This is a genomic window from Flavobacterium collinsii, from assembly GCF_946903285.1.
GTDB lineage: Bacteria > Bacteroidota > Bacteroidia > Flavobacteriales > Flavobacteriaceae > Flavobacterium > Flavobacterium collinsii.
Map to the genome: position 1 here is coordinate 1694596 of NZ_OX336425.1, position 22639 is coordinate 1717234.

General features: G+C 36.5%; 12 protein-coding genes. 9 read left to right on the top strand and 3 right to left on the bottom strand.

Annotated elements, in window-relative coordinates; genetic code table 11:
• Positions 1 to 118: 118 nt before the first annotated feature.
• On the bottom strand, positions 119 to 2989 hold the full coding sequence (locus OGZ34_RS07530; protein ID WP_263362638.1) for a triple tyrosine motif-containing protein: 2871 nt from the start codon (positions 2987 to 2989) through the stop codon (positions 119 to 121).
• Between the two features lie 345 nt (positions 2990 to 3334).
• Between OGZ34_RS07530 and OGZ34_RS07535 the strand changes: the two genes are divergently transcribed.
• The 8 genes from OGZ34_RS07535 to OGZ34_RS07570 all read left to right on the top strand — a co-directional run bounded on the left by OGZ34_RS07535 (position 3335) and on the right by OGZ34_RS07570 (position 17712).
• Positions 3335 to 6445: a SusC/RagA family TonB-linked outer membrane protein gene (locus OGZ34_RS07535; RefSeq protein ID WP_263362639.1), complete on the top strand. Its 3111-nt coding sequence runs from the start codon at positions 3335 to 3337 to the stop codon at positions 6443 to 6445.
• A gap of 14 nt (positions 6446 to 6459) precedes the next feature.
• A complete protein-coding gene (locus tag OGZ34_RS07540; protein WP_263362640.1) occupies positions 6460 to 7968 on the top strand; it encodes a RagB/SusD family nutrient uptake outer membrane protein in 1509 nt (502 codons plus the stop codon).
• 315 nt (positions 7969 to 8283) lie between these two features.
• Positions 8284 to 9738, top strand: coding sequence for a glycoside hydrolase family 30 protein (locus OGZ34_RS07545; RefSeq protein WP_263362641.1), 1455 nt, complete (start codon positions 8284 to 8286; stop codon positions 9736 to 9738).
• Between the two features lie 89 nt (positions 9739 to 9827).
• Entirely contained in the window at positions 9828 to 11270 is a 1443-nt protein-coding gene (locus OGZ34_RS07550; RefSeq protein WP_263362642.1) for a glycoside hydrolase family 30 protein, read from the top strand.
• A gap of 28 nt (positions 11271 to 11298) precedes the next feature.
• Positions 11299 to 13041, top strand: a complete 1743-nt coding sequence (locus OGZ34_RS07555; RefSeq protein ID WP_263362643.1) for a cellulase family glycosylhydrolase — start codon at positions 11299 to 11301, stop codon at positions 13039 to 13041.
• A gap of 166 nt (positions 13042 to 13207) precedes the next feature.
• On the top strand, positions 13208 to 14047 hold the full coding sequence (locus tag OGZ34_RS07560) for an endonuclease/exonuclease/phosphatase family protein (protein ID WP_263362644.1): 840 nt from the start codon (positions 13208 to 13210) through the stop codon (positions 14045 to 14047).
• A 1-nt stretch (position 14048) separates the two neighbouring features.
• Positions 14049 to 15473, top strand: a complete 1425-nt coding sequence (locus OGZ34_RS07565; protein WP_263362645.1) for a glycoside hydrolase family 30 protein — start codon at positions 14049 to 14051, stop codon at positions 15471 to 15473.
• Positions 15474 to 15486: 13 nt separating this feature from the next.
• A complete protein-coding gene (locus OGZ34_RS07570; protein ID WP_263362646.1) occupies positions 15487 to 17712 on the top strand; it encodes a glycoside hydrolase family 3 N-terminal domain-containing protein in 2226 nt (741 codons plus the stop codon).
• A 1266-nt stretch (positions 17713 to 18978) separates the two neighbouring features.
• On the opposite strand, the gene OGZ34_RS07575 is transcribed toward OGZ34_RS07570, so the two are convergent.
• Positions 18979 to 21000: a DUF3857 domain-containing protein gene (locus OGZ34_RS07575; RefSeq protein ID WP_263362647.1), complete on the bottom strand. Its 2022-nt coding sequence runs from the start codon at positions 20998 to 21000 to the stop codon at positions 18979 to 18981.
• Between the two features lie 311 nt (positions 21001 to 21311).
• Positions 21312 to 21569, bottom strand: a complete 258-nt coding sequence (locus OGZ34_RS07580; RefSeq protein ID WP_173964317.1) for a hypothetical protein — start codon at positions 21567 to 21569, stop codon at positions 21312 to 21314.
• A 301-nt stretch (positions 21570 to 21870) separates the two neighbouring features.
• On the opposite strand from OGZ34_RS07580, the gene OGZ34_RS07585 reads away from it, so the two are divergent.
• Entirely contained in the window at positions 21871 to 22626 is a 756-nt protein-coding gene (locus tag OGZ34_RS07585) for an NUDIX hydrolase (RefSeq protein WP_173964316.1), read from the top strand.
• The last annotated feature ends 13 nt before the right edge of the window (positions 22627 to 22639 follow it).

Sequence of the window (22639 nt, forward strand, 5' to 3'; positions counted from 1 at the left end):
GTTGAATTAGGACGTATAATTTTTACCGACCAATAAACTGCTTTTAGATTATAATTCAATCTAAAATTATTTATAAAAACAAGGCTGTCCGAAAAGTAAGGACAGCCTCTTTTTGCTTTTAAATGCTCATGAGAAAACCAATAAGGTTTTCTTTTTTATTCAGTCCCAGCTTTTTTCTCAGTCGATAGCGGGCCAGTTCGACTCCTCCTGTCGAAATATTCATAATTTCGGCTATTTCTTTCGTTGACATATTCATCAGTAAATAAGTGGACAAATCCAGTTCACGTGGGGATATCGTCGGATATTTTTCTTTTAAGCGTTTTAAGAACTCAAAATGTACATTCTTAATGTGTTTTTCAAGGTCTTTCCAGCTTTTGTCAGTGTTGACCTCTTTGACAATGCTTTTGTTTAATTTACTCACTTGAAATTTTGTTGATTCGTCAAGGGCTTCAACATCAATTTCTTTGAGTTTGTGTATGATTCCGTTCAGGATTTTATTTTTCTTTACTACTTGTAAAGAGTTGTTTACGAGTTCTTTGTCTTTTGCCAGAATTTTGATTTGTAGTTTGTCATTTTTTAGTTTTTCAATTTCCTTTGCCAGCTCATATTGTTCTTGTTTTATTTTTGATTCTTTTTCGAGATACAGCTTTCTTTGTAGAAGGATTTCATAGAGTTTATTTTTTCGAATTTTTACTTTTATTCGATTGGAAACGATGTAAATTAGGATTATAAGTAACAAAAAATAGAGCATGAAGGCTAAAAAGTGCCTGTACCAGGGCGGCGCGACCGTAAACGAAAGCGTAGACGGTTCAGACTGTATTCCGTAACTATTTCTAACCTTAACTTTCATCGTATATTCTCCTTCCCGAAGGTTGGTGTATTCTTTAATAGAAATGGTAGACCAATTACTCCATTTATCATCAAAAGGCTCAAGCTGATAGGAGAATTGTACGTTTTCCAGATTTTCGTAAGTAGGAGAGGAGAATGTAAAACGTACATGGTTTGATGAATAAGGAATGCGAATGTTTTTTATTTTATTTTGATTGTTCCCCAGAACAATAGTATCCCCAGGAAATGAAAAGCTTCGGATAAAAGCCTTTGGTTTGGTTACAAAATTGGTTAATAATTTAGAGTTATAATGCGCCAGTCCATCTGTTAGTCCTATAAAAATGTTTTGAGGGTCAATGGTGTTTATAGATAAATAATTGCTTACCAGATTGCCTGTTAAATTCGAGAATGGTACAACAACATTTTTGTAGGTATTGTTTTCTTTCATTAAAACTCCAATAGACTCGTCAAAGGCATACCATAAATTAGATTGGGTATCTTCGCTTAGCGCATTTATAAGAGGTATGTTTTTGAACAGCCTGGATAGCGCCTTGTCTTCAAAAAATAAGTCTTGCTGTTTGGCGTACTGATAAAAATGATTGTTGGATTGAAAGTATATTTTGTTGTCAATTTTCTGAATGCTTCCAATGTTTTTGTAAGCAGGAGTTAATTGATCTATTTTTTTTATGTATGAAAAATGGGTTAGTTCGTCGTTTAAAGACATTCTGTAAATAGACTCATCTCTTTTAAGCCATAAATAAGACTCGTCAACCTCGAAACTGTTGGATGATTTGTCAAAACCGTTAATCTGATTTTTATATACTAAACCGCCTGCTGTTTTTTCAAAAATGGCAAATCCATCATAATTTGAGCCGATAAAATAGGTGGGGCGATTTGGGATCCTCTTAAAACCATAGTAACCTTTTGAATCGATCATTCGGGTTACTTTTCCTTCCTTTATGACTAATGCCCCTCTGTTGTTTGAACATATAAGTTCATTTTCTATCACTTGTACATTCCAGGTTTGTGCGGTTGTTCCTTCTACAAGTTTAAAAACCCCTTCTTTAGAAGTATTGTTCCAGGCATGATAAAAAAGACCCTGATTGGTTGCCACATATAAATTACCCTGATCAATTACAGAAGCATAGACGGTACTGATGTCGTAGCTGAATCCAAAATAGGTAAAGGGAGAGTTTTCGTTAATGTAGGCAATACCGTTGTCCAGGCCAAGCCAGAGATTGTTCTTGTTGTCTATAAAAGAAGTCAGGATGGTATTGTTTTGCAGTCCTTTTTTACGGTTAACATGTTGAATAATTTTACCGTTATAGTCGCAAATAATCACACCGTCTAAGACTGAATTTAAAACAATAAAGTTGTTCTTTATAATAGATCCGCCAAGAGAATTGTTCTTTTTTACAAAATCATTGGCTTCCGTATTCCATGGTTTTATAGTGTTGTTTTCGTAGAGAAATAATCCTTTTTCAAGGGTAATTATTAGTGTTTTGTTTTTCTCTAACGGATACATGGCCCAAATCTCAGTATTGTTTAGGGACTTAGTGTTGGGTAAAGTATAGAGTCGATTGTTTCGGTACTCTAAAATACCGTTTTCGACATCCTGAAAATAAAGTTTTCCGTTTACCAAAAATGAAAATTGAAAACGTCTTGGCGCTTTCAGGATCGAAAGCTTTCCATTTTTGAAAAGATAAGCTCGTGCAAAGGACTGAAAGACGATTTCATTGTTTACAGCATGAATTTTCCATATAAAATCAATGATCTTGATTTTGTTTTTGTCCACTTTTTGAGCCAATGAGGTGTATTTAAGTCTGCCTTTTGCGTCTGGTTGAAAGTATCCAAACTCATTATAGCCTCCAACAAAAATTTTACCTGAATCGTCAATTTTTAAACAGCGAACTGAGGTTCGATTAGGAAGAGGGTATTTTCGCCATGAAGCTCCATCAAATTGTAAAAGGCCATTATTGTTTGCGAAGTAAAGATTTCCATTTTTATCCTGACCAATATTCCAGTTTTGCGTTCCTCCTTTGTATTCGTTACGCTTGTAATTTCGTACATCCGGTAATCCTATGCTTTTAACCTGACCGAAAAACGTAATTGAGAATAAAGTAAAAAAAGTTATAATAAAATGTGATTTTATCAATTTCATGTATTTTTTGGGTTGTTATGGTTTTTGGTGTTTAAGTTGTTTGTTTTTAATGGTTTAGGTGCTGTTTTTGGCTACTATTACGATGTAGAAGTCTGTTTTTATTATAAAAATAAGCATTAAAGGGTAAGTGTAGTGTTTGTTTTTAAAATTAACATTTTGATAACATCTTAAAATTAAATGTTAATTAGTTGTAAATTAGTTGTTTATAAAAAAAATGATGTGTTTTTGTATGGCATATAAATTTAGTTTGATGTGTTTTTGTAGTGAATGTTAATTGCCGATAGTAGAAATTTAGGATTATTATTGCATCAAATTACTAATTAATTAACCAAAATTTTTAGAAAAATGAAATTAACAAAATTACTTACTTTTTGTATTTCGTCTCTATTGTTTTCAGTTATCGCAATGGCACAGGATATTACGGTAAGCGGAACCATAAATGATGAAAGTGGAATGCCAGTTCCGGGTGCGTCTATTTTATTAAAAGGCACAACCAAAGCAACAGCATCTGATTTTGATGGAAAATTCCAAATACAAGTTCCTTCAGATGGGACGTTAACGATCACTTTTATTGGATATGCTCCAGTTTATGAAGCTGTAAATGGAAGAACAAAAATTTCAATTAAGTTAATACCGGAATCACAGTCGTTAAATGAGGTTGTGGTAGTAGGATATGGTACTCAAAAGAAATCAGTGGTCACAGGAGCAATCTCCAGCGTAAAATCTGCCGATTTGGAAAAAGTGCCGAATGGTAGAGTGGAACAATCTTTACAAGGTAGAGTCGCCGGTGTATCAGTAGCTGCTACATCAGGACAACCTGGCTCTGCTTCAAAAGTTCGTGTTAGAGGTGTAACTACTTTTAGAGAAGGTGGTAATGATCCTTTATGGGTGGTTGATGGTATTGCTGTAGATGCAAACGCAATTGGTTTTATCAATCAGAGTGATATCGAGTCTATCGAAGTCCTTAAAGATGCTGCTTCTGCCGCAATCTATGGTACTCGTGCTGCAACCGGGGTTATTCTGGTAACCACTAAAAAAGGAAAATCAGGAAAAATTTCTGTGAATTATAATGGTTTTGCAGGGACTTCAGCTCCGGCTAAAAGATTGGATTTGTTAAATGCAGAGCAATATGGAAGAATAATGAATGATAAGTCTGTAGCAGACGGTGGTGCTATCAAGTATCCTAATCCGGCATCTTTAGGAAAAGGTACAGACTGGCAGGATGCGATCTTTAATAATTCTGCTTTTAGATATACACATGAATTAAGCATTAGCGGAGGTAGTGAAAAATCTACTTTTTATGTTTCTTTCGGGATACAGGATCAGGAAGGAATTGTTGCAACAGACATTTCGAACTATACAAAGAAAAACTTCCGTTTAAACTCTACCCATAAAATTTCAGACTATTTTACGTTTGGACAAACTTTTGGTTACACACACCAAAAAACCAAAGGTATCGGAAACACAAACAGTGAGTTTGGTGGACCTTTAAGTTCGGCAATTAACTTAGATCCGCTTACTCCGTTAACCGTGAGAGATCCGGCAGTTGCAGGTACTGGTTTTTATACCAATCCAAATGCAGTTAGAGATGCAAACGGAAATCTTTATGGAATTTCGTCTTTGGTACAACAAGAGATGACCAATCCTTTGGCTTATACTCAGACAAGACTGGGCGGTTTTGACTGGTCAGATGATTTTGTTGGAAACGCTTATTTAGAGGCAAATATCACAAGTCATTTAAAATTTAGAACTACACTTGGTGGTAAGATCGCTTATTGGGGGAAACAAGGTTTTACTCCGATCTTCTTCTTAAATCCAAACATGAAAGAGGACCGAAACAATTACAGTCAGGACAATAACAAATCATTCTCTTGGACGCTGGAAAATACATTGGCTTACTCTAATAAATTTGGTAATCATAGTGTAAATGTTTTGGCAGGGCAAGGTGCTTATGTAGAAAACATTGGAGGTACGATTGGGGTAACTATGTTTGGTTTGCCAATTACAAGCTACAAAGATGCGTCTTTCAATTTTGATATTCCTCAAACGGATCGTGTAAACAGAGCAACTGATCTTGTAGAACACAAATTGGCATCCTTGTTTTTGCGTGCCAATTATGATTATTTAGAAAAATATCTTTTTACAGGGATCATTCGTCGTGATGGATCAACTCGTTTTGGTGAGAATAAAAAATGGGGAGTTTTCCCTTCCTTCTCTTTAGGATGGGTGATTTCGAAAGAAGGTTTCTGGAAAGAGAATAATGCAGTGAATAGTTTAAAATTGCGAGGCGGATATGGAGTTGTTGGTAATGATAATATAGAGGATTTTAAATACAGAGGTTTGGTTGTTGGAGGATACAATTATTCTGTTGGAAATACAGGTTCAATCACAACCGGTTATGGAAACTCTACTTTACCTAACGCAGATTTAGGATGGGAAGAAACCTCACAGACTACGGTAGGTCTTGATGCAAAGATTTTTAGTGATTTTTCCCTAACTCTGGATTACTTCAAAAAGAGCACGAAAGGAATTTTAAGAAATGTTGTTATTCCGGGATATGTTGGAGTTGTTGATGCTCCTTCGGCTAATATTGCAGATATGGATAACAGTGGTTTTGAAGTTGAATTGGGCTACAGAAAAAAACTTGGGGATTTCAATTTGGGGGTTAATGCCAATTTTGCCTATCTAAAAAATGAAATCACTTACGTTGGATCGTCTACCAATTACATTGTTGGAGACGCTACTTTCCAGTCTATGGGACCGGTAACAAGAACGCAGGTTGGTCATTCCTTCAACGAGTTTTATGGTTTTAAAACAGCAGGTATTTTTCAGAATGATGCCGAAGTTGCTGCCTACAAAAATGCTGCAGGAGGTCTAATTCAGCCAAATGCCAAACCGGGAGATTTCCGTTGGACAGATACCAATGGTGACGGAGCTATTACAGATGACGACAAACAATTCTTAGGAACTAATATCCCAAAATATAGTTTTGGATTTACTGTAAATCTGGATTATAAAAACTTTGATTTCATGGCATTTGCTCAGGGAGCTGCGGGAAGTAAAATTTTCCAGGGATTACGAAGACTGGATATCCTGAATGCAAACTATCAGACAAGCGCTTTAGGACACTGGTCAGGAGAAGGAACTTCAAACGATTATCCTAGATTAACAAATAATGATCCAAATAAAAACTTCAGTAATATGTCTGATTTTTATCTTGAAAACGGCAATTATCTGCGTTTAAAAATCGTTCAGCTTGGATACACTCTTCCGACTAACTTATCTTCTAAGATCGGTTCAGACAAAGTTCGTTTTTACTTAACTGGAGAAAACTTGCTCACTTTTACGAAATACAGTGGATTTGATCCGGAAATTGGAGGACAGGTTTATGGTGTAGATAAAGGAGTTTATCCACAAGCCAGATCTATTTTGTTAGGCGCTAACGTTCAATTCTAAAAATTAAAAGCATCATGAAAACTATAAAATTTAAATACCTATACATTGCTGCTGCAATGGCTGTTCTTGGATCTTGTTCTGAAGATTTTGTAACGATTGATCCGCAGGGAAAATTTGATACCAGTACTTATTTCTCTAACGAACAACAATGTTACGCCGCATTAATGGGAGTTTACGATCCAATAAGAAAAAATACAGGCGGTTTCGAAAACCTTGTTGCAATGCTAAATGCCGGATCGGACGATTTTTATGCCGGAGGCGGAAGCGCGACAGACGGAAACGGAATCCAGAATTTCTCTACGCACTCTCTTACTTCTATCAGTATTCCGGGAAGTTACTGGAACGATCATTACCAGGGAGTTTCCAGAGCAAATATTTTATTAGATAAACTTCCGGGTGCTACTATGAGCGAAACAGTAAGAGCCAGATTTGCTGCAGAAGCTAAAACCTTACGTGCACTTTACTATTTCAATTTAGTGAGATTGTTTAAAAACATTCCGTTGGTTTTGGTGCCTTTAAATACGCAGACGATTTACGATCCGGAGCAGGTTGCACCAACTGTAATTTATGCGCAAATCGAAAAAGATTTATTAGAAGCAATTGCTGCTTTGCCTAATACCGTTGTTGCCGAGACTGAAGCCGGAAGACTGAACAAAGGGGCAGCACAGGCGATATTAGGAAAAGTATATTTGTTTGAAGGTAAAAATCCTCAAGCAGCGGCTGTTTTAGCACAAGTGAATGGTACACCGGGTCAGGTAAATCAATACGGAAATAAATTACTGCCTGAATTTAGTGACCTGTGGGTGACTACCAATAAATTTAATGCAGAGTCATTATTAGAAGTATCTCATACCAGCGCAGGGAATTCTGACTGGACATTTTGGGGAACAGGTAGAGATGAAGGAAATACACTAAACATTATGGTTGGACCAAGAGGATATTCAAGACCAACAGGTTCTACTGCGCCTGATCTTCCTTCAGGATGGGCTTTTAATGTGGCTACTCAAAAGCTGTATGACGTAATGAAAGATGATCCAAGATTTGGAGCTACTATATTAGATTTAAAAGCTTTAAAAGCAGCAGGTAAGGCAAACTACATTCCGGCTTATCAGGATACCGGTTACTTCCTTAACAAATACCTTCCAAGACAGTCAGATGTTCGTACCGGTGGAGGTAATGCGGAGTTGAACTACAAACAAAATTCGTATATCATCCGACTTGCTGACACCTATTTAATGGAAGCCGAGGCTTTAGGATCAGGAGCCAGAGCGCAGGCATTACTTGACGAAGTTAGAAAAAGAGCGCATTTGCCTTCAGTTCCTGTAACCTTAGCGGCAATTAAAAACGAGAGAAGAATGGAGTTAGCCGGTGAGGGGCATCGATTTTTTGATTTGGTACGTTGGGGAGATGCAGCCTCTGCACTGGCCGACAGAGGGTTTAATGCCGGTACAGACGAAATTTTCCCGATACCTTATACAGAACTTAATGGTACAAAGTTGAAACAAAATCCGAATTACCAATAGAGCACTGGTAGTTCAAAAACAAAAAATAATCCAGCTATAAAGGGTATTCCTAATGACGCTTTTAGCATTAGGAATACCGGATAGTTGCGATACTAAAGCAACAGCAATTTCTTCGCTGTTTGCAATACTACGATAACAAGCGTTGAAAGACGCTGAAAAGGAAGTTTTGAGTTAAGTTTAAGTTTGGTTGGCAATAGCCCATAATCAGTATGAGTATGGGCTATTTTTTAAATCTCTTGAGCGGTCTTGAACCATTTTTATTGAAAAGAGTTCAGTAAGAAAATCGATTTTAGAATTAAAAATAATACTGTAAGAATGAGAAAAAATAGTTTTAAAATACTATGTTTTTTGTTTTCGTTGTCGGCTTTCGCACAGCAGTCTAAAACAAAAAAAGAATTTGCAACCAACGGAAAAAAGATAACGGTTTACACCACTGCTGAAAACTCAAATTTGAGATTGGCTTCTACGGCTAATCTAAGTTTTTCATCGGCAAAACAGCCGCTTGAAATCGAGGCTTCTGTTTTTGTAGAACCGTCTAAAAAATTTCAGACTTTCATGGGAATCGGAGGAGCCATTACCGATGCAAGTGCCGAAGTTTTTGCTAAACTTTCAAAAGAAAAACAAACGGAATTCTTAAATGCCTACTACGATAAAGAAAAAGGGATAGGCTATTCATTGCTAAGAACCACAATCCAAAGTTCTGATTTTAGCAGTGGAAGCTATTCTTATATCAAAGAAGGAGATAAAGATTTAAAAACGTTTTCGATTGATCACGACAAGCAATATCGTATTCCGTTGATCAAACAGGCCATAAAAACGGCGGGTGGAAAATTAACTACTTATGCAGCACCATGGTCGCCAAATGCTTTTATGAAAAGCAATAAAGACGTTTTAAAAGGCGGAACCTTACTGCCGGAATACTATCAGACCTGGGCCAACTTTTATGTCAAATTTATAAAAGCCTATGAAAAAGAAGGAATTCCAATTTGGGGAACTTCTACTCAAAATGAGCCTATGGCGGTTCAAAAATGGGAATCGTGTATTTATACTGCTGAGGAAGAAAGAGACTTTATTAAAAATTTCCTTGGACCAACTTTAAAAAAGGAGCAATTGAGTAAGGTTAAAATTATTGCCTGGGACCACAATCGCGATTTAATGAATTACAGAGCAAATGTGATTTATACAGATCCAGAAGCATCAAAATATGTATGGGGAATGGGGTTTCACTGGTACGAAAACTGGTCTGGAGGAGCATCAATGTTTGACAACGTAGCCAAAGTAAATGAAGCCTATCCTGACAAAGGTTTGCTGTTTACAGAAGGTTGTGTAGAAAAATTTGATGCTAAAAAATACCAATTTTGGGGCAATGGAGAACGATATGGTATTTCGATGATTAATGATTTTAACAATGGAACGGCAGGATGGACCGACTGGAACATTCTTTTAGATCAAAATGGAGGACCTAATCATGTGGGTAATTTTTGCTTTTCGCCCATTCATGCCGATACTACAACCGGAGAATTAATCTACACCCCATCTTATTATTATATTGGGCATTTTTCAAAATTCATTCATTTAAATGCCGTAAGAGTAAGTTCTGCTGTAAGCAGAAGCGCTTTGTTAAGTACGTCATTTTTAAATGCAGATGGTACAATGGCAACTGTTGTAATGAATCAGACAGACAAAGATGTGACCTACAATTTAATCATAGCTGCTGAACAGGCTGTAGTAAAAATTCCGGCACATGCGATACAAACACTTGTTTATTAGTGTTCTTTTCCAATTGAGGGGCTAATCTGATCTTCAGGATTAATCCTCAATTGATTTCAAACTTAAATCAAATCTCTTTTAAAGTAACAATGAGAAACCTAAATAAAATTTTAATTGCGCTTATATTAGTTTTAGAATTAAGTTGTTCATCATCCAATGATGCCGTTGTTCCTCCGATCGTGCCGCCAGTTGTAGTAGTGAATGATGTCGATTTTTGGCTCACAAAAGGAGATCAGAGTGTTTTATTGGCAAAGCAATCCGGAAATTTAGGATTTAACACGATCGTTAATAGTTATCCAAACATTGAAGTAAATGCAGCTCAAAAACACCAGACCATTGATGGTTTTGGCTATACCCTGACTGGTGGAAGTGCGAGCGTCATCAATCAATTAAATGCGACAAAAAAAGCAGCACTTTTACAGGAACTGTTTGGTACCTCAGAAACGGCTATCGGAGTGAGTTACATCAGAATTAGTATTGGAGCCTCCGATTTAAATTCGGAACCCTTTACCTATAATGATATCCCTGTTGGAGCTACTGATTTAGATTTGACAAAGTTCAGTTTAGACAAAGACCGAAACGGAGTCCTTGCGCTTTTGAAACAGATTCTGGCAATCAATCCCAAGATTTTAATTTTGGCAACGCCCTGGTCTGCGCCTCTTTGGATGAAAGATAAAAACAGCTTTGTTGGAGGGAAGTTACAAACCAAATATTACGAAGTTTATGCGAAGTATTTTGTAAAATACATTCAGCAAATGAAAGCGGAAGGAATTGCCATTGACGCCATAACTCCTCAGAATGAACCCTTGCATGGTGGTAATAATCCAAGTATGGAAATGTCGGCTTTAGAACAAATGGATTTCATTAAAAATCATTTAGGACCTGCCTTTAAAACAGCCAATATTACGACCAAAATTATTGCATACGATCACAATTGTGACAATCCCAATTATCCCAAAGCGATTTTAGCGGATGCCGTGGCATATCCTTTTGTAGATGGTTCGGCTTTTCACTTGTATGCCGGTGACATTACGGCTCTTTCAGAAGTTTATAACGCTTATCCCGCCAAGAATATTTATTTCACAGAACAGTTTACCGCTTCAACAGGGGATTTTGGAGGAGATTTAAAATGGCATCTTAAAAATGTAATCATCGGTTCGATGCGCAACTGGAGCAAAAATGCATTGGAATGGAATTTAGCCAACAATGCGGCTTTTGAACCTCATACGGCAGGCGGCTGTACTACTTGTAAAGGCGCGCTAACCATTAATTCGGGTGAAAGTTTTCAGCGTAATGTAGCTTATTACATTATTGCGCATGCGTCTAAATTTGTTCCGGCAGGTTCGGTCAGAATTGGCAGTAATATAAACGGGAGCCTGCAAAATGTAGCTTTCCTCACACCCTTAGGTTCAAAAGTTCTGATTGTGGAAAATGACGGAGCGGGAAGTGTAAACTTCAATATTAAGTTTGACGGTAAGTGGATTACGACCTCCTTAGACGGAGGAGCTGTCGGGACTTATATATGGAAATAATTGATTAAAGAAAATAAATAGTTTTCAGATGAAAAAAATAATTATAGCATTACAACTTTTGCTTTCGGCTACTATTTTTGGACAGGGTTTTTTGCACAGAGACGGGCAGAAAATTGTGGACGGAAACGGAAAAAATATCGTATTAAGAGGATTAGGTTTAGGCGGCTGGATGGTACAGGAAGGGTATATGTTACAAACGCAGCCTTTCGCAAGCCCTCAATATGTTATCAAACAAAAAATTCAGGATGTCATTGGAGAACAGGGAACAAAAGAGTTTTATGCAGCCTATAAAGCAAACGGAATTACAAAACGCGATATAGATTCTTTAGCAGCCTGGGGTTTCAATTCGATTCGTTTACCCATGCACTATAATTTGTATACGCCATCTATTCAGGAAGAAAAAAATGGAGAAATTACCTGGATCGAAGAGGGATTTACTATGACCGATGATTTGTTAAAATGGTGTGCCGAAAATAAAATATACCTTATTCTCGACCTGCACGCTGCTCCCGGAGGACAGGGGAATGATGCGGCAATTTCAGATTATGACACTACCAAACCTTCTTTATGGGAGAGTGAAGCCAATCAGAAAAAAATGATTGCGTTATGGAAAAAACTGGCGTCTCGTTACAGAGACAACCCGTGGATTGGGGCTTACGACATTATCAATGAACCCAATTGGAATTTTACCGGAACAAACAAAAACGGCTGTGACGAAAACTCCAACGGCCCTTTAAGAGAACTGATGGTTCGGGTTACAAAAGCCATTCGGGAAGTCGATACCAACCATTTAATTTTTATTGAAGGAAATTGTTGGGGGAATAATTACAACGGAATTTTTCCTTTATGGGATGAGAATATGGCTTTGAGTTTTCATAAATACTGGAACTACAATACCAAAGCGTCGATCCAGAAAATGCTCGATTACAGAACGCAATACAATGTGCCGATCTGGCTTGGAGAAAGCGGCGAAAACTCGAATGTCTGGTTCAAGGATGTATTGACATTGGTAGAAAGCAACAATATCGGGTGGGCGTTCTGGCCCATGAAAAAGATCGAAAACATAGCAGGAGTTACTTCTGTAACCAAGATTCCGGAATACGATGTTTTATTAAAATATTGGAAAGAGGGCGGTCAAAAACCAGCTGCTGATTTTGCGAAAAAAACGCTAATGAAAATGGCCGATAATTATAAAATGGAGAATGTAACTGTTAAACCGGATGTTATTGACGCCATGTTCAGACAGGTACAAACCAACGATACCAAACCCTATAGAAAACATTTGATTCCGGGGAAAATTGCAGCAACAGAATACGATTTAGGAAGCAATGGATATGCATATTCCGATACAGATTTTATAAACTACAGAGTGGAAACTGGAAAATTTGACGAGTGGAACAAAGGAAATTCGATGCGAAATGATGGTGTAGATATTCTGCCCTGCAAAGATGCCGGATCAAACGGGTATCAGGTTTCCTTTATCGAAGACGGAGAGTGGTTACAGTTTACTGCCCAGGTGGAAAAACAAAAAAGATACAAAGTAGCGATTCGTTATTCGGGCGAAAATGCAGAGGGAAAACTATATCTCGAAACACAAAATGGAAAGAGATCTGAAGTCCTTACGCTGCCAGCCACGGGAGGAAATGAGAAATGGAAAACAGTTGTTTTATCGGGAATAGCATTAAATACCGGAACACAAAAAATTAAAGTTGTTTTCGAAAAAGGAGACTTCAACCTGAATTATTTAGATTTTTCAGAACAGAAAAAATAGATGCGTAAAATGTAAAATGTTAGATGTGAAATGCGACTGTAAACCGCGACTGCAAACTTTCTATGTGTTTAAATACATCCAACGGGTTAAATTAACATTATTTTGAAGTTTATATTTTTCTTCGAGACCAATGAAATGCTAGCTTTACGAATCAAATTTTTTTAAGATGAAAAAGACAAACACAATTGCTCTCGTACTGCTTCTGCTTTTAGTTAGTGGCTCATTTTATGGCCAGAATGTAAAATTGATGACCTATAATATTCGTTTGGATGTTGCTTCTGACGGAGAAAACGCCTGGCCCAACCGGAAAGATTATTTTAATTCTCAAATCAGGTTTTACAGTCCGGATATTTTTGGAATTCAGGAAGCACTGCCCAATCAGGTGGTCGATATTGCTTTAGCTTTTCAGGATTATGACAAATTTGGAATAGGAAGAGAAGAGAAAGGAACAGGAGAAGCCTGCACGATTTACTATAAAAAAGATCGTTTTCAGGTACAGCACAGCAACACTTTCTGGTTGTCGGAAACACCAACTGTGGTTTCGAGAGGCTGGGATGCTGCCTGTAACAGAGTTTGTACCTATGGATTGTTTAAAGATTTAAAAACAAAAAAGATGTTTTGGGTTTTTAACCTGCATCTTGATCATATGGGTGAAGTGGCTCGTGTAAAAGGAGTAGAGCTGGTTCTCTCCAAAATAAAAGAAATAAATACTAAAAATTATCCTGTGTTTTTAATGGGAGATTTTAATTCAGAACCCAACACAAAACAAATTAAAGAGATCAAAAAAGTGATGGAGGATACACGAGAGGTTTCGAAAGAAAAACCTTTTGGTCCTTCCGGTACTTTTAATGAATTTAAGCACAATGAACCTGTAACCTTGGTATTGGATTATATTTTTATCTCAAAAAACAGCGGATTAAAAATTCAAAAACACGCAGTCTTAAGTGATTCCAAGGATTTAAGATATCCGTCAGATCATTTGCCTGTCTTAATAGAAATAGATTAAAATGAAAAACATCAACAGAAAACTTCAGATTTTACTCTTACTGCCGCTCATCGTAGTTCAGATAAAATGTGGAACTTCAAAAAATGCAGTTGCCCAATCCGGAAAAGTTGAAGCCTGGATCACCACTACTAATGAATTTTCAAAACTTCAAAAGCAAAGTGATTTGGTTTTTAATACGGAAATTAATTCGAATCCAACGATTTTGGTAGACGCTTCTCAAAAATTTCAGACTATTGAAGGTTTTGGTTTTTCCTTGACAGGAGGAAGTGCCCAAACCATATTAAAACTCGATAAAGCCAAAAGAGAGGCATTGCTTCAGGAATTGTTTTCTAGAAAAAATGATGCTATTGGTTTGAGTTATCTGCGAATTAGTATTGGCGCTTCTGATTTGAATGAAAAAGTTTTTTCGTATGATGATAGGCCCGAAGGGCAAACTGATTTAAAATTAGAGCACTTTGATCTGGGACCCGATTTAAAGGATGTAGTGCCGCTTTTAAAAGAGATTTTAGCCATAAATCCACAGTTGAAAATTATGGGTTCACCATGGTCACCGCCCGTTTGGATGAAAGACAACGGAAGTTCGAAAGGTGGAAGTTTACAGCCCAAATACTACCAGGTTTATGCTGATTATTTTGTAAAATACATACAGGCAATGAAATCGCACGGAATTGTAATTGATGCCATAACGCCACAAAACGAGCCCTTGCATCCGGGTAACAATCCAAGTATGTATATGACGGCATTGCAGCAGGCCGAGTTTATCAAAACAAATTTGGGCCCTGCTTTTGTAAAAGCTAAAATTAGAACCAAAATTGTAGTTTACGACCACAATTGCAACAAACCCGAATATCCTTTAACGATTTTGAATGATCAAAAAGCATTGCCTTTTGTAGCAGGTTCGGCCTTTCATTTGTATGAAGGAGATATTAGTGCTTTAACCACCGTTCATAATGCCTATCCCAAAAAAGAGTTGTATTTTACAGAACAATATACCGGTTCGGGCAGTAGTTTTGAATCTGATTTAAAATGGAGTGTGAAAAATGTTGTCATTGGTTCTATGCGTAACTGGAGTGTCAATGCACTTTCGTGGGGACTGGCTAATAATGAAAATTATGAACCCTTTACACCGGGTGGATGTTCGACATGTAAAGGAGCTTTGATGATTGATAAAAATCAGAAGATTAAAAGAGAAGTAGGCTACTATATTATTGGTCACGCCTCAAAATTTGTTCCCGAAGGTTCTGTGAGAATAGCAAGTAACATTAGTGGGAATCTGTATAATGTAGCCTTTAAAACACCAGCCGGAAATATCGTTTTAATTGTCGAAAACGATGGTGCAAACAAAGAGACCTTCAATATAAAAGAGAATCAAAAACAAGTTTCAACATCATTGGACGCAGGTTCGGTAGCAACTTACGTATGGTAAATCTAAATTAAGTATGAAAAAAATAACCACATTCACTTTACTAATGGTGTCGTTTTTTGCGGCAGCTCAACAAGAAACAGTAGATCAAAAAGTAAATGCGCTATTAAAAAAAATGACCCTTGAGGAAAAAATTGGTCAGCTAAATCAGTATACAGGCGACAACGCAGCAACGGGTCCCATTACCATAAACGCAAACAAACAGGCCGAAATAAAGGCTGGACTTATAGGTTCGATGTTAAACGTTGTGGGAACAAGATATACCAGACAATATCAGGAATTGGCGATGCAATCTCGTTTGAAAATCCCATTGTTATTTGGTCAGGACGTCATTCACGGTTACAAAACCACCTTTCCAATTCCTTTGGCCGAAGCGGCCAGCTGGGATTTAGCAGCAATCGAACTGGCGGCCAGAGTTGCAGCTACAGAGGCGTCAGCAAGTGGTATTCACTGGACCTTTGCACCAATGGTCGACATTGCCCGTGACCCGCGTTGGGGACGCGTAATGGAAGGCGCCGGAGAAGATACCTATCTGGGATCTAAAATTGCCTATGCCAGAGTAAAAGGTTTTCAGGGAAATAAACTGGGAGATCTGAACTCGGTTATGGCTTGTGTAAAACACTTTGCAGCTTACGGTGCAGCGGTGGGCGGAAGAGATTACAACTCGGTAGACATGAGCGAACGAATGCTTCTGGAAACTTATTTGCCTCCTTTCAAAGCCGCTCTTGATGCCGGGGCAGCCACTTTTATGAACTCCTTTAATGACTTAAACGGAATTCCGGCTACAGCAAATGTACATTTACAGCGTGACATCTTAAAAGCGAAATGGAACTTTCAGGGATTCGTAGTTTCAGACTGGGGATCGATAGGCGAAATGGTAGCACACGGCTATTCCAAAGATCTGAAAGCTGCCGCACTTGCCGCGATTACTGCCGGAAGTGATATGGATATGGAAAGCAATGCCTATCGATATCATCTAGCCGAATTGGTTAAAGAAGGAAAAGTATCTATTGATTTGATTGATGATGCCGTAAAACGTATTTTACGCAAAAAATTTGAATTGGGTTTATTTGAGGATCCATACCGCTATTCTGATCAAAAAAGAGCCGATAAAGCTTTAAGTAATCCTGAAAACAGAAAAGCAGCGCTGGAGGTAGCACAAAAAAGTATAGTGTTATTAAAGAACGATAACGAAACGTTGCCTATTTCAAAAAATGTAAAAACAATCGCATTCATAGGTCCAATGGTTAAGGAGTATAAAGCCAATATGGGATTTTGGTCAGTAGAATTACCGGAGGTTGATTATGATAAATGGGTCATTTCGCAATGGGACGGATTGCAGAATAAAGTGGGTAAAAACACAAAATTATTGTATGCCAAAGGTTGTGAAGTAGACGGAGATAATAAAGACGGTTTTGCAGAAGCAGTTGCAACGGCTAAACAGGCCGATGTTGTTATTTTGAGCATTGGAGAACGACGCGATATGAGTGGCGAAGCAAAAAGCCGCAGTGATCTTCGTTTGCCGGGTGTTCAGGAAGATTTAGTAAAAGCAATTCAGGCAACAGGAAAACCGGTGGTTGTTTTGATAAATGCGGGACGTCCTCTTGTTTTTAACTGGACGGCTGATAACGTTCCGGCCATTGTTTATACTTGGTGGTTAGGGACCGAAGCCGGAAGCGCAATCGCGAATGTATTATTTGGAGATTACAATCCCTCCGGAAAATTGCCTATGACTTTTCCGAGAGAAGTAGGGCAGGTCCCAATTTACTACAATCATTTCAGTACAGGAAGACCTCCTAAAGATGAAGACGCAAAAAACTATGTGTCAGCCTATATTGATCTGAAAAACTCTCCCAAATTTCCTTTTGGATATGGGCTGAGTTATACAAAATTCAATTATGCTGATTTGAAATTGTCTTCGACTAAAATGAAAAACAAGGAAACCATAAAAATTTCTTTTCAATTATCCAATGTTGGAAAAGTAGCCGGAGAAGAAGTCGTACAATTGTACTTAAAAGATAAATTTGGATCTGTAGTTCGTCCGGTTTTAGAATTGAGAGATTTTCAAAAAGTAAAACTAAATGCCGGAGAATCTAAAATAATTGAATTTACAATTGACAAAGAGAAACTGTCTTTCTATAATAACAAATTAGAATGGACAGCAGAACCGGGTGATTTTGAAGTAATGATTGGAGCTTCATCAGCAGATATCAAATTAAAAGCAGATTTTGAATTGCTTTAGATTTTTAAACACGTAGAAATATAGATTACTGCTATAAAAAGTAACACGAATTGCACGAATTGTCACTAATTTGTTTGTGGAATTAATTTCACAAACAAGGTTAACGGATTAAAATTGGTGCAATTTGTGTTTAGATTATAGGCTACAGTTCCTCCTTTTTTTGATGTCATTTATTTTAACACATAGTAACATAGGTGCTGCATCTATAAAAAAGGCGTTTCACTTCAAATAAAGCACATATCCTGCTATGTGAAAGAAATTGATTTCTTTTTGTATTCTCTTTTAGCAATCCAAAATCTATGTTTCTATGTGTTAAAAATTTGAGCGTTTCAATCATTAGAACTTGTATTCAAACACCAGCAAGGTTAAGCTATTAATATTAGTGCAAATTGGTGCAATTTGTGTTTAGATTATAGGCTACAGTTCCTCCTTTTTTTGATGTCATTTATTTTAACACATAGTAACATAGGTGCTGCATCTATAAAAAAGGCGTTTCACTTCAAATAAAGCACATATCCTGCTATTTGAAAGAAATTAATTTCTTTTTGTATCCTCTTTTGGCAATACAAATCTATGTTTCTATGTGTTAAAAATTTGAGCGTTTCAATCATTAGAACTTGTATTCAAACACCAACAAGGTTAAACTATTAATATTAGTGCAAATTGGTGCAATTTGTGTTTAGATGATAGGCTACAATTCCTCCTTTTTTTGATGTCATTTATTTTAACACATAGTAACATAGGTGCTGCATCTATAAAAAAGGCGTTTCACTTCAAATAAAGCACATATCCTGCTATGTGAAAGAAATTGATTTCTTTTTGTATTCTCTTTTAGCAATCCAAAATCTATGTTTCTATGTGTTAAAAATTTGAGCGTTTCAATCATTAGAACTTGTATTCAAACACCAACAAGGTTAAACTATTAATATTAGTGCAAATTGGTGCAATTTGTGTTTAGATGATAGGCTACAATTCCTCCTTTTTTTGATGTCATTTATTTTAACACATAGTAACATAGGTGCTGCATCTATAAAAAAGGCGTTTCACTTCAAATAAAGCACATATCCTGCTATTTGAAAGAAATTGATTTCTTTTTGTATTCTCTTTTAGCAATCCAAAATCTATGTTTTTATGTGTTAAAAATTTGAGCGTTTCAATCATTAGAACTTGTATTCAAACACCACAAGGTTAAGCTATTAATATTAGTGCAAATTGGTGCAATTCGTGTTTAAACTGTAGCCTACAATTAACTTCCTTCTTGTATGATTATTTTACTAATTTTTTGAAATTGAATTTCAGCTTGTTCAACAAACCATCTTCTATAATATCAACCCCAATTCCATAATTACTGTCCGCAACCTTGTTATGGGCCTCCCTGAAAGCTTCAAAGTCTTTTTCTGGAATTTCTAAGTTAATTAAGGGCTTCGAATCGATATAAACTGTGCCTCCGTTTTTGTGGATTTTTTTACGGCTTACATAATCAAAATATGGATTGCTAACGCTGCTTTCCTGCACCGTAAATTTCTCACTAATATCAATTTTTTGATCCGTTACTAACGTGATTTCATATCTCTCATTGTCAAAATTGTGCCAGAAAGAGATGTCTTTGTGTATAAAATCTCTTACTCTGTTTTTAACAATATTAGCATCAAAATACATTAAGAAACGGTTGTTTTTATCGTCGGAATAATAGGGATTTTCAATAGTGGTCTGATACTCCACTTTAAATTCGTTAAGCTTTTTATCATCGCTTACAATTTCAATTACGGCATCTTTAAAAATCTTTCTCAGATCCGTTCCGTTTCTGTCGTTGGTATAGTTTAAGGTATAAAAGAAGAAATTATTCCAGCTGTCTATGATTTCTCTTTTATTGGTGTTTTTAAAATATTTACGCATGCTGTTGGCGCGATTTCCTTTGTACACTGTCGTTAATTTTAGCTTGCCTACATTTTGCTGTGCCACCAGTTCTGATTTTTCGTCTACGGCATAATAAGAAAAACGATGAGGTGGTTTTAGCTGTAATTCCAGATTTGGTTTTACTTCCAGATAATGCAGGAAGAAAATAAAACCACGGTTTTCGATTAACCCAAATTCATCGCGTAGTGTCGCATCAACAAAGTGACTTTCCTCTTTGTAATTAATTTTAACAATTACGTGATTAAAAGTCAGTAACGACGGTAAATAGTACTTGATATAAAAGTCCGTACCGAAATTGACCAGAATGATCGAAGAATCAACCCCAATATAATCTAAAATTACTTTTAATAAAACCGATTTTGCCTTGCAGTCTCCTTGTTTGTTAGCAAAGGTAACGGCAGGTTCCTGCGGTTTGTGGCCGTTCATCTCGTCGGCATTGTAAATATAATTGATATGGTTTTGAACATATTCTATGGCAAATTGGAGCTGATCGTCTTTAGAACCAATTTTGTCCAGTTTTTCAACCAGATCGGGAGCAAATTCAATCAGGGAAGACTTGTCGAAAATAGCGTCATAAATAGGAGAAATGTAGTTGGACAATTCTTTCCAGTCGGCCGCTGTGGCAAAATCGACATAAGAAGAAACCTCCCTGTTGGAATCTACAAAATTGATATAATTTTCTTCTTCCCGAACATATTGCTCTCCTTTTTTTAAATAACCTATTTGCGGCTCCAGAACATTTCCATCTTCATCTCTAAAGAATGTTTTTTTGTAGGCAACTGTCTTCTCACGATCATTTTTAAAAGTGAATTTGTATTTTCCGTAAGCCCAGTAACTGTCCGGTCCTACCCAAACATATCTGGAGAATTCTTTACGCAGGAAATCACGTTCTGTAAAAATTTTAATTCTGGAATCTTCCATAATCAAAATATCATACAAACGAAGGTCTTTTATGGTAATATTGATTTTTTTATTACTGCTTAGAACACCGCCGCCGCTTTGGTTTTCGCTATCCAGTATTTTAACTTTAGTATCGGGGATTTTGTCTACTAAAACACCATCTCTCAATACACTGATGCGGTGGATTACGTAAGTTTCATTTTCTTCCAGTACTACATCTACAACAGAAGCTCTCTCTAAATTAGAAGGCTCATTTAGTGTATAAGCCAGGCAGGCATATTCACTGTTTTCGTTATCACTGGTGTAATAAATTTTATCTAAAAAATAACAATAATCACGTCCCTCATCTGCTTGTTTTTGAGAGAACTCAGATTCTTTTATACAATCAATAAGTTGATTGTCGGTAATAACACTGGCCCAGTGCTCCGGATTTTGAATTTTGTAAATTTCTGACTGAATGGCTTGTTCCATAATTAGGCTTTTAGTTGAAGTAAGTAAAATCTTCCGTTTCTAGCAAAAATATAGATTTTTGTCAATATCCAATGAGGTCAAATGTATTATTAAGATAAGTTCAGTTTTCTTACAATAAATAATTTATTATTTGATTTTGAAGAAATTTCACCTTTAATAATTTAATGAACATCTGAAAGAATTGAGAAAATTACGGCAGGTAACAGCAGATCAATTTTAGAAGTGGTGAAAGAATTTAAAATGCTCTTTTTTAAATTACAAAGAGGGAAAAGCAATAAACTAGAAAATTTTTATTGAATGCTGACTAAAAATTATTTTAAAACGGTATTGATAAAGTCCATCGCACCAATCCCTTTGTAAGATGCATATAGTGCTTTATCAAAAGCCTCACGCTTCGCTTTTTTATCTTTTGATTCAGTTTCAACAATCATTTCGTTGAAAATCCTCTCTTGTTCTTCACTATATTTTAAAGAAGCTTCAAGAAGATAAGTTTTAGAAACAAATCCGAAAGACGTCCAGATTTTATTTCTGATTTTCTCATTCATGTTTTTTAACGAATTATTAATCATATCTCTCTACGTTTCATGTTGGATTAAAAGCTGTAAATTGGGTGTTGATTTACAGAGTGTTTTCTGTTTTTTGCTCAAAAATAACAAATTGCTTTTTAAATGTGTTGTTATGACGCAATGTAAAAGTTTTTTTTAATTCAGTTCTTATTTTAAGTAAAAATTCTGATAATTACACGTGCTGCTTTTTACGGAAATCCTCATCGCAAGGAAAACTCATTTGTGTAAAAAGGCTTCGGATTTATAAAAATGCATTAAATTGCAGATCTATTAAAGAATACCATGCTGATTTAAGAACCATTGAATGCCAAAAAAAATAATAGAAAATAGCGAAAATTACCAACCCGGACTTTCAATTGACTGTGTCATTTTTGGGTTTCATGACAATCAGCTTAAAGTTTTACTCATTAAAACTTCCTTTGATGATAAATGGGCTTTGCCTGGAGGATTTATACCTATTGAGGAGGATATTGATACTGCAGCAGTTACCGTTTTAAAAGAACGTACCGGAATGCAGGGGATTTTTTTAAGGCAATTTGCTACTTTTGGCCGCGTAAAACGGTACGATCAGCATTTTGGGAATACGGTACTGGATCATTTTAATATTCCGAGAGAGGATGGTAAATGGCTCCTTCAGCGTTTTGTGACCATCGGATATTATGCTTTGATTGATTTTTTAAAAGCGGTTCCCCAAAAAGAAAACAGTCAGGAAATCATAGAATGGATCGATCACAAGGAAGTTCCCGAACTCATTTTAGATCACAGAGAAATTCTGGATAAAGCTTTGACAACCCTCAGAATTGAGCTGAATTTAATGCCGGTTGGTTATAATCTTTTACCTGAAAAATTCACAATCCCTCAGCTTCAAAAGTTGTATGAAACGATTTTGGATCGAAAATTAGACCGACGAAACTTTCTGCGTAAAATTACCAACATCGGTATTCTGAATAAACTCGACGAGAAGAAAAGCAACGTTGCACACAAAGCGCCCAATTTATATACTTTTGATACAGAAAAATACAATGAAGTCCTTAAAAATGGACTGAATCAGGGGTGGTAAAAGACGGAACCTA

Coding starts and splice junctions, on each gene's coding strand:
- OGZ34_RS07555 (WP_263362643.1), top strand. CDS start 11,299: ATGAAAAAAATAATTATAGCATTACAACTTTTGCTTTCGGCTACTATT.
- OGZ34_RS07540 (WP_263362640.1), top strand. CDS start 6,460: ATGAAAACTATAAAATTTAAATACCTATACATTGCTGCTGCAATGGCT.
- OGZ34_RS07565 (WP_263362645.1), top strand. CDS start 14,049: ATGAAAAACATCAACAGAAAACTTCAGATTTTACTCTTACTGCCGCTC.
- OGZ34_RS07550 (WP_263362642.1), top strand. CDS start 9,828: ATGAGAAACCTAAATAAAATTTTAATTGCGCTTATATTAGTTTTAGAA.
- OGZ34_RS07535 (WP_263362639.1), top strand. CDS start 3,335: ATGAAATTAACAAAATTACTTACTTTTTGTATTTCGTCTCTATTGTTT.
- OGZ34_RS07575 (WP_263362647.1), bottom strand. CDS start 21,000: ATGGAACAAGCCATTCAGTCAGAAATTTACAAAATTCAAAATCCGGAG.
- OGZ34_RS07545 (WP_263362641.1), top strand. CDS start 8,284: ATGAGAAAAAATAGTTTTAAAATACTATGTTTTTTGTTTTCGTTGTCG.
- OGZ34_RS07585 (WP_173964316.1), top strand. CDS start 21,871: ATGCCAAAAAAAATAATAGAAAATAGCGAAAATTACCAACCCGGACTT.
- OGZ34_RS07530 (WP_263362638.1), bottom strand. CDS start 2,989: ATGAAATTGATAAAATCACATTTTATTATAACTTTTTTTACTTTATTC.
- OGZ34_RS07560 (WP_263362644.1), top strand. CDS start 13,208: ATGAAAAAGACAAACACAATTGCTCTCGTACTGCTTCTGCTTTTAGTT.
- OGZ34_RS07570 (WP_263362646.1), top strand. CDS start 15,487: ATGAAAAAAATAACCACATTCACTTTACTAATGGTGTCGTTTTTTGCG.
- OGZ34_RS07580 (WP_173964317.1), bottom strand. CDS start 21,569: ATGATTAATAATTCGTTAAAAAACATGAATGAGAAAATCAGAAATAAA.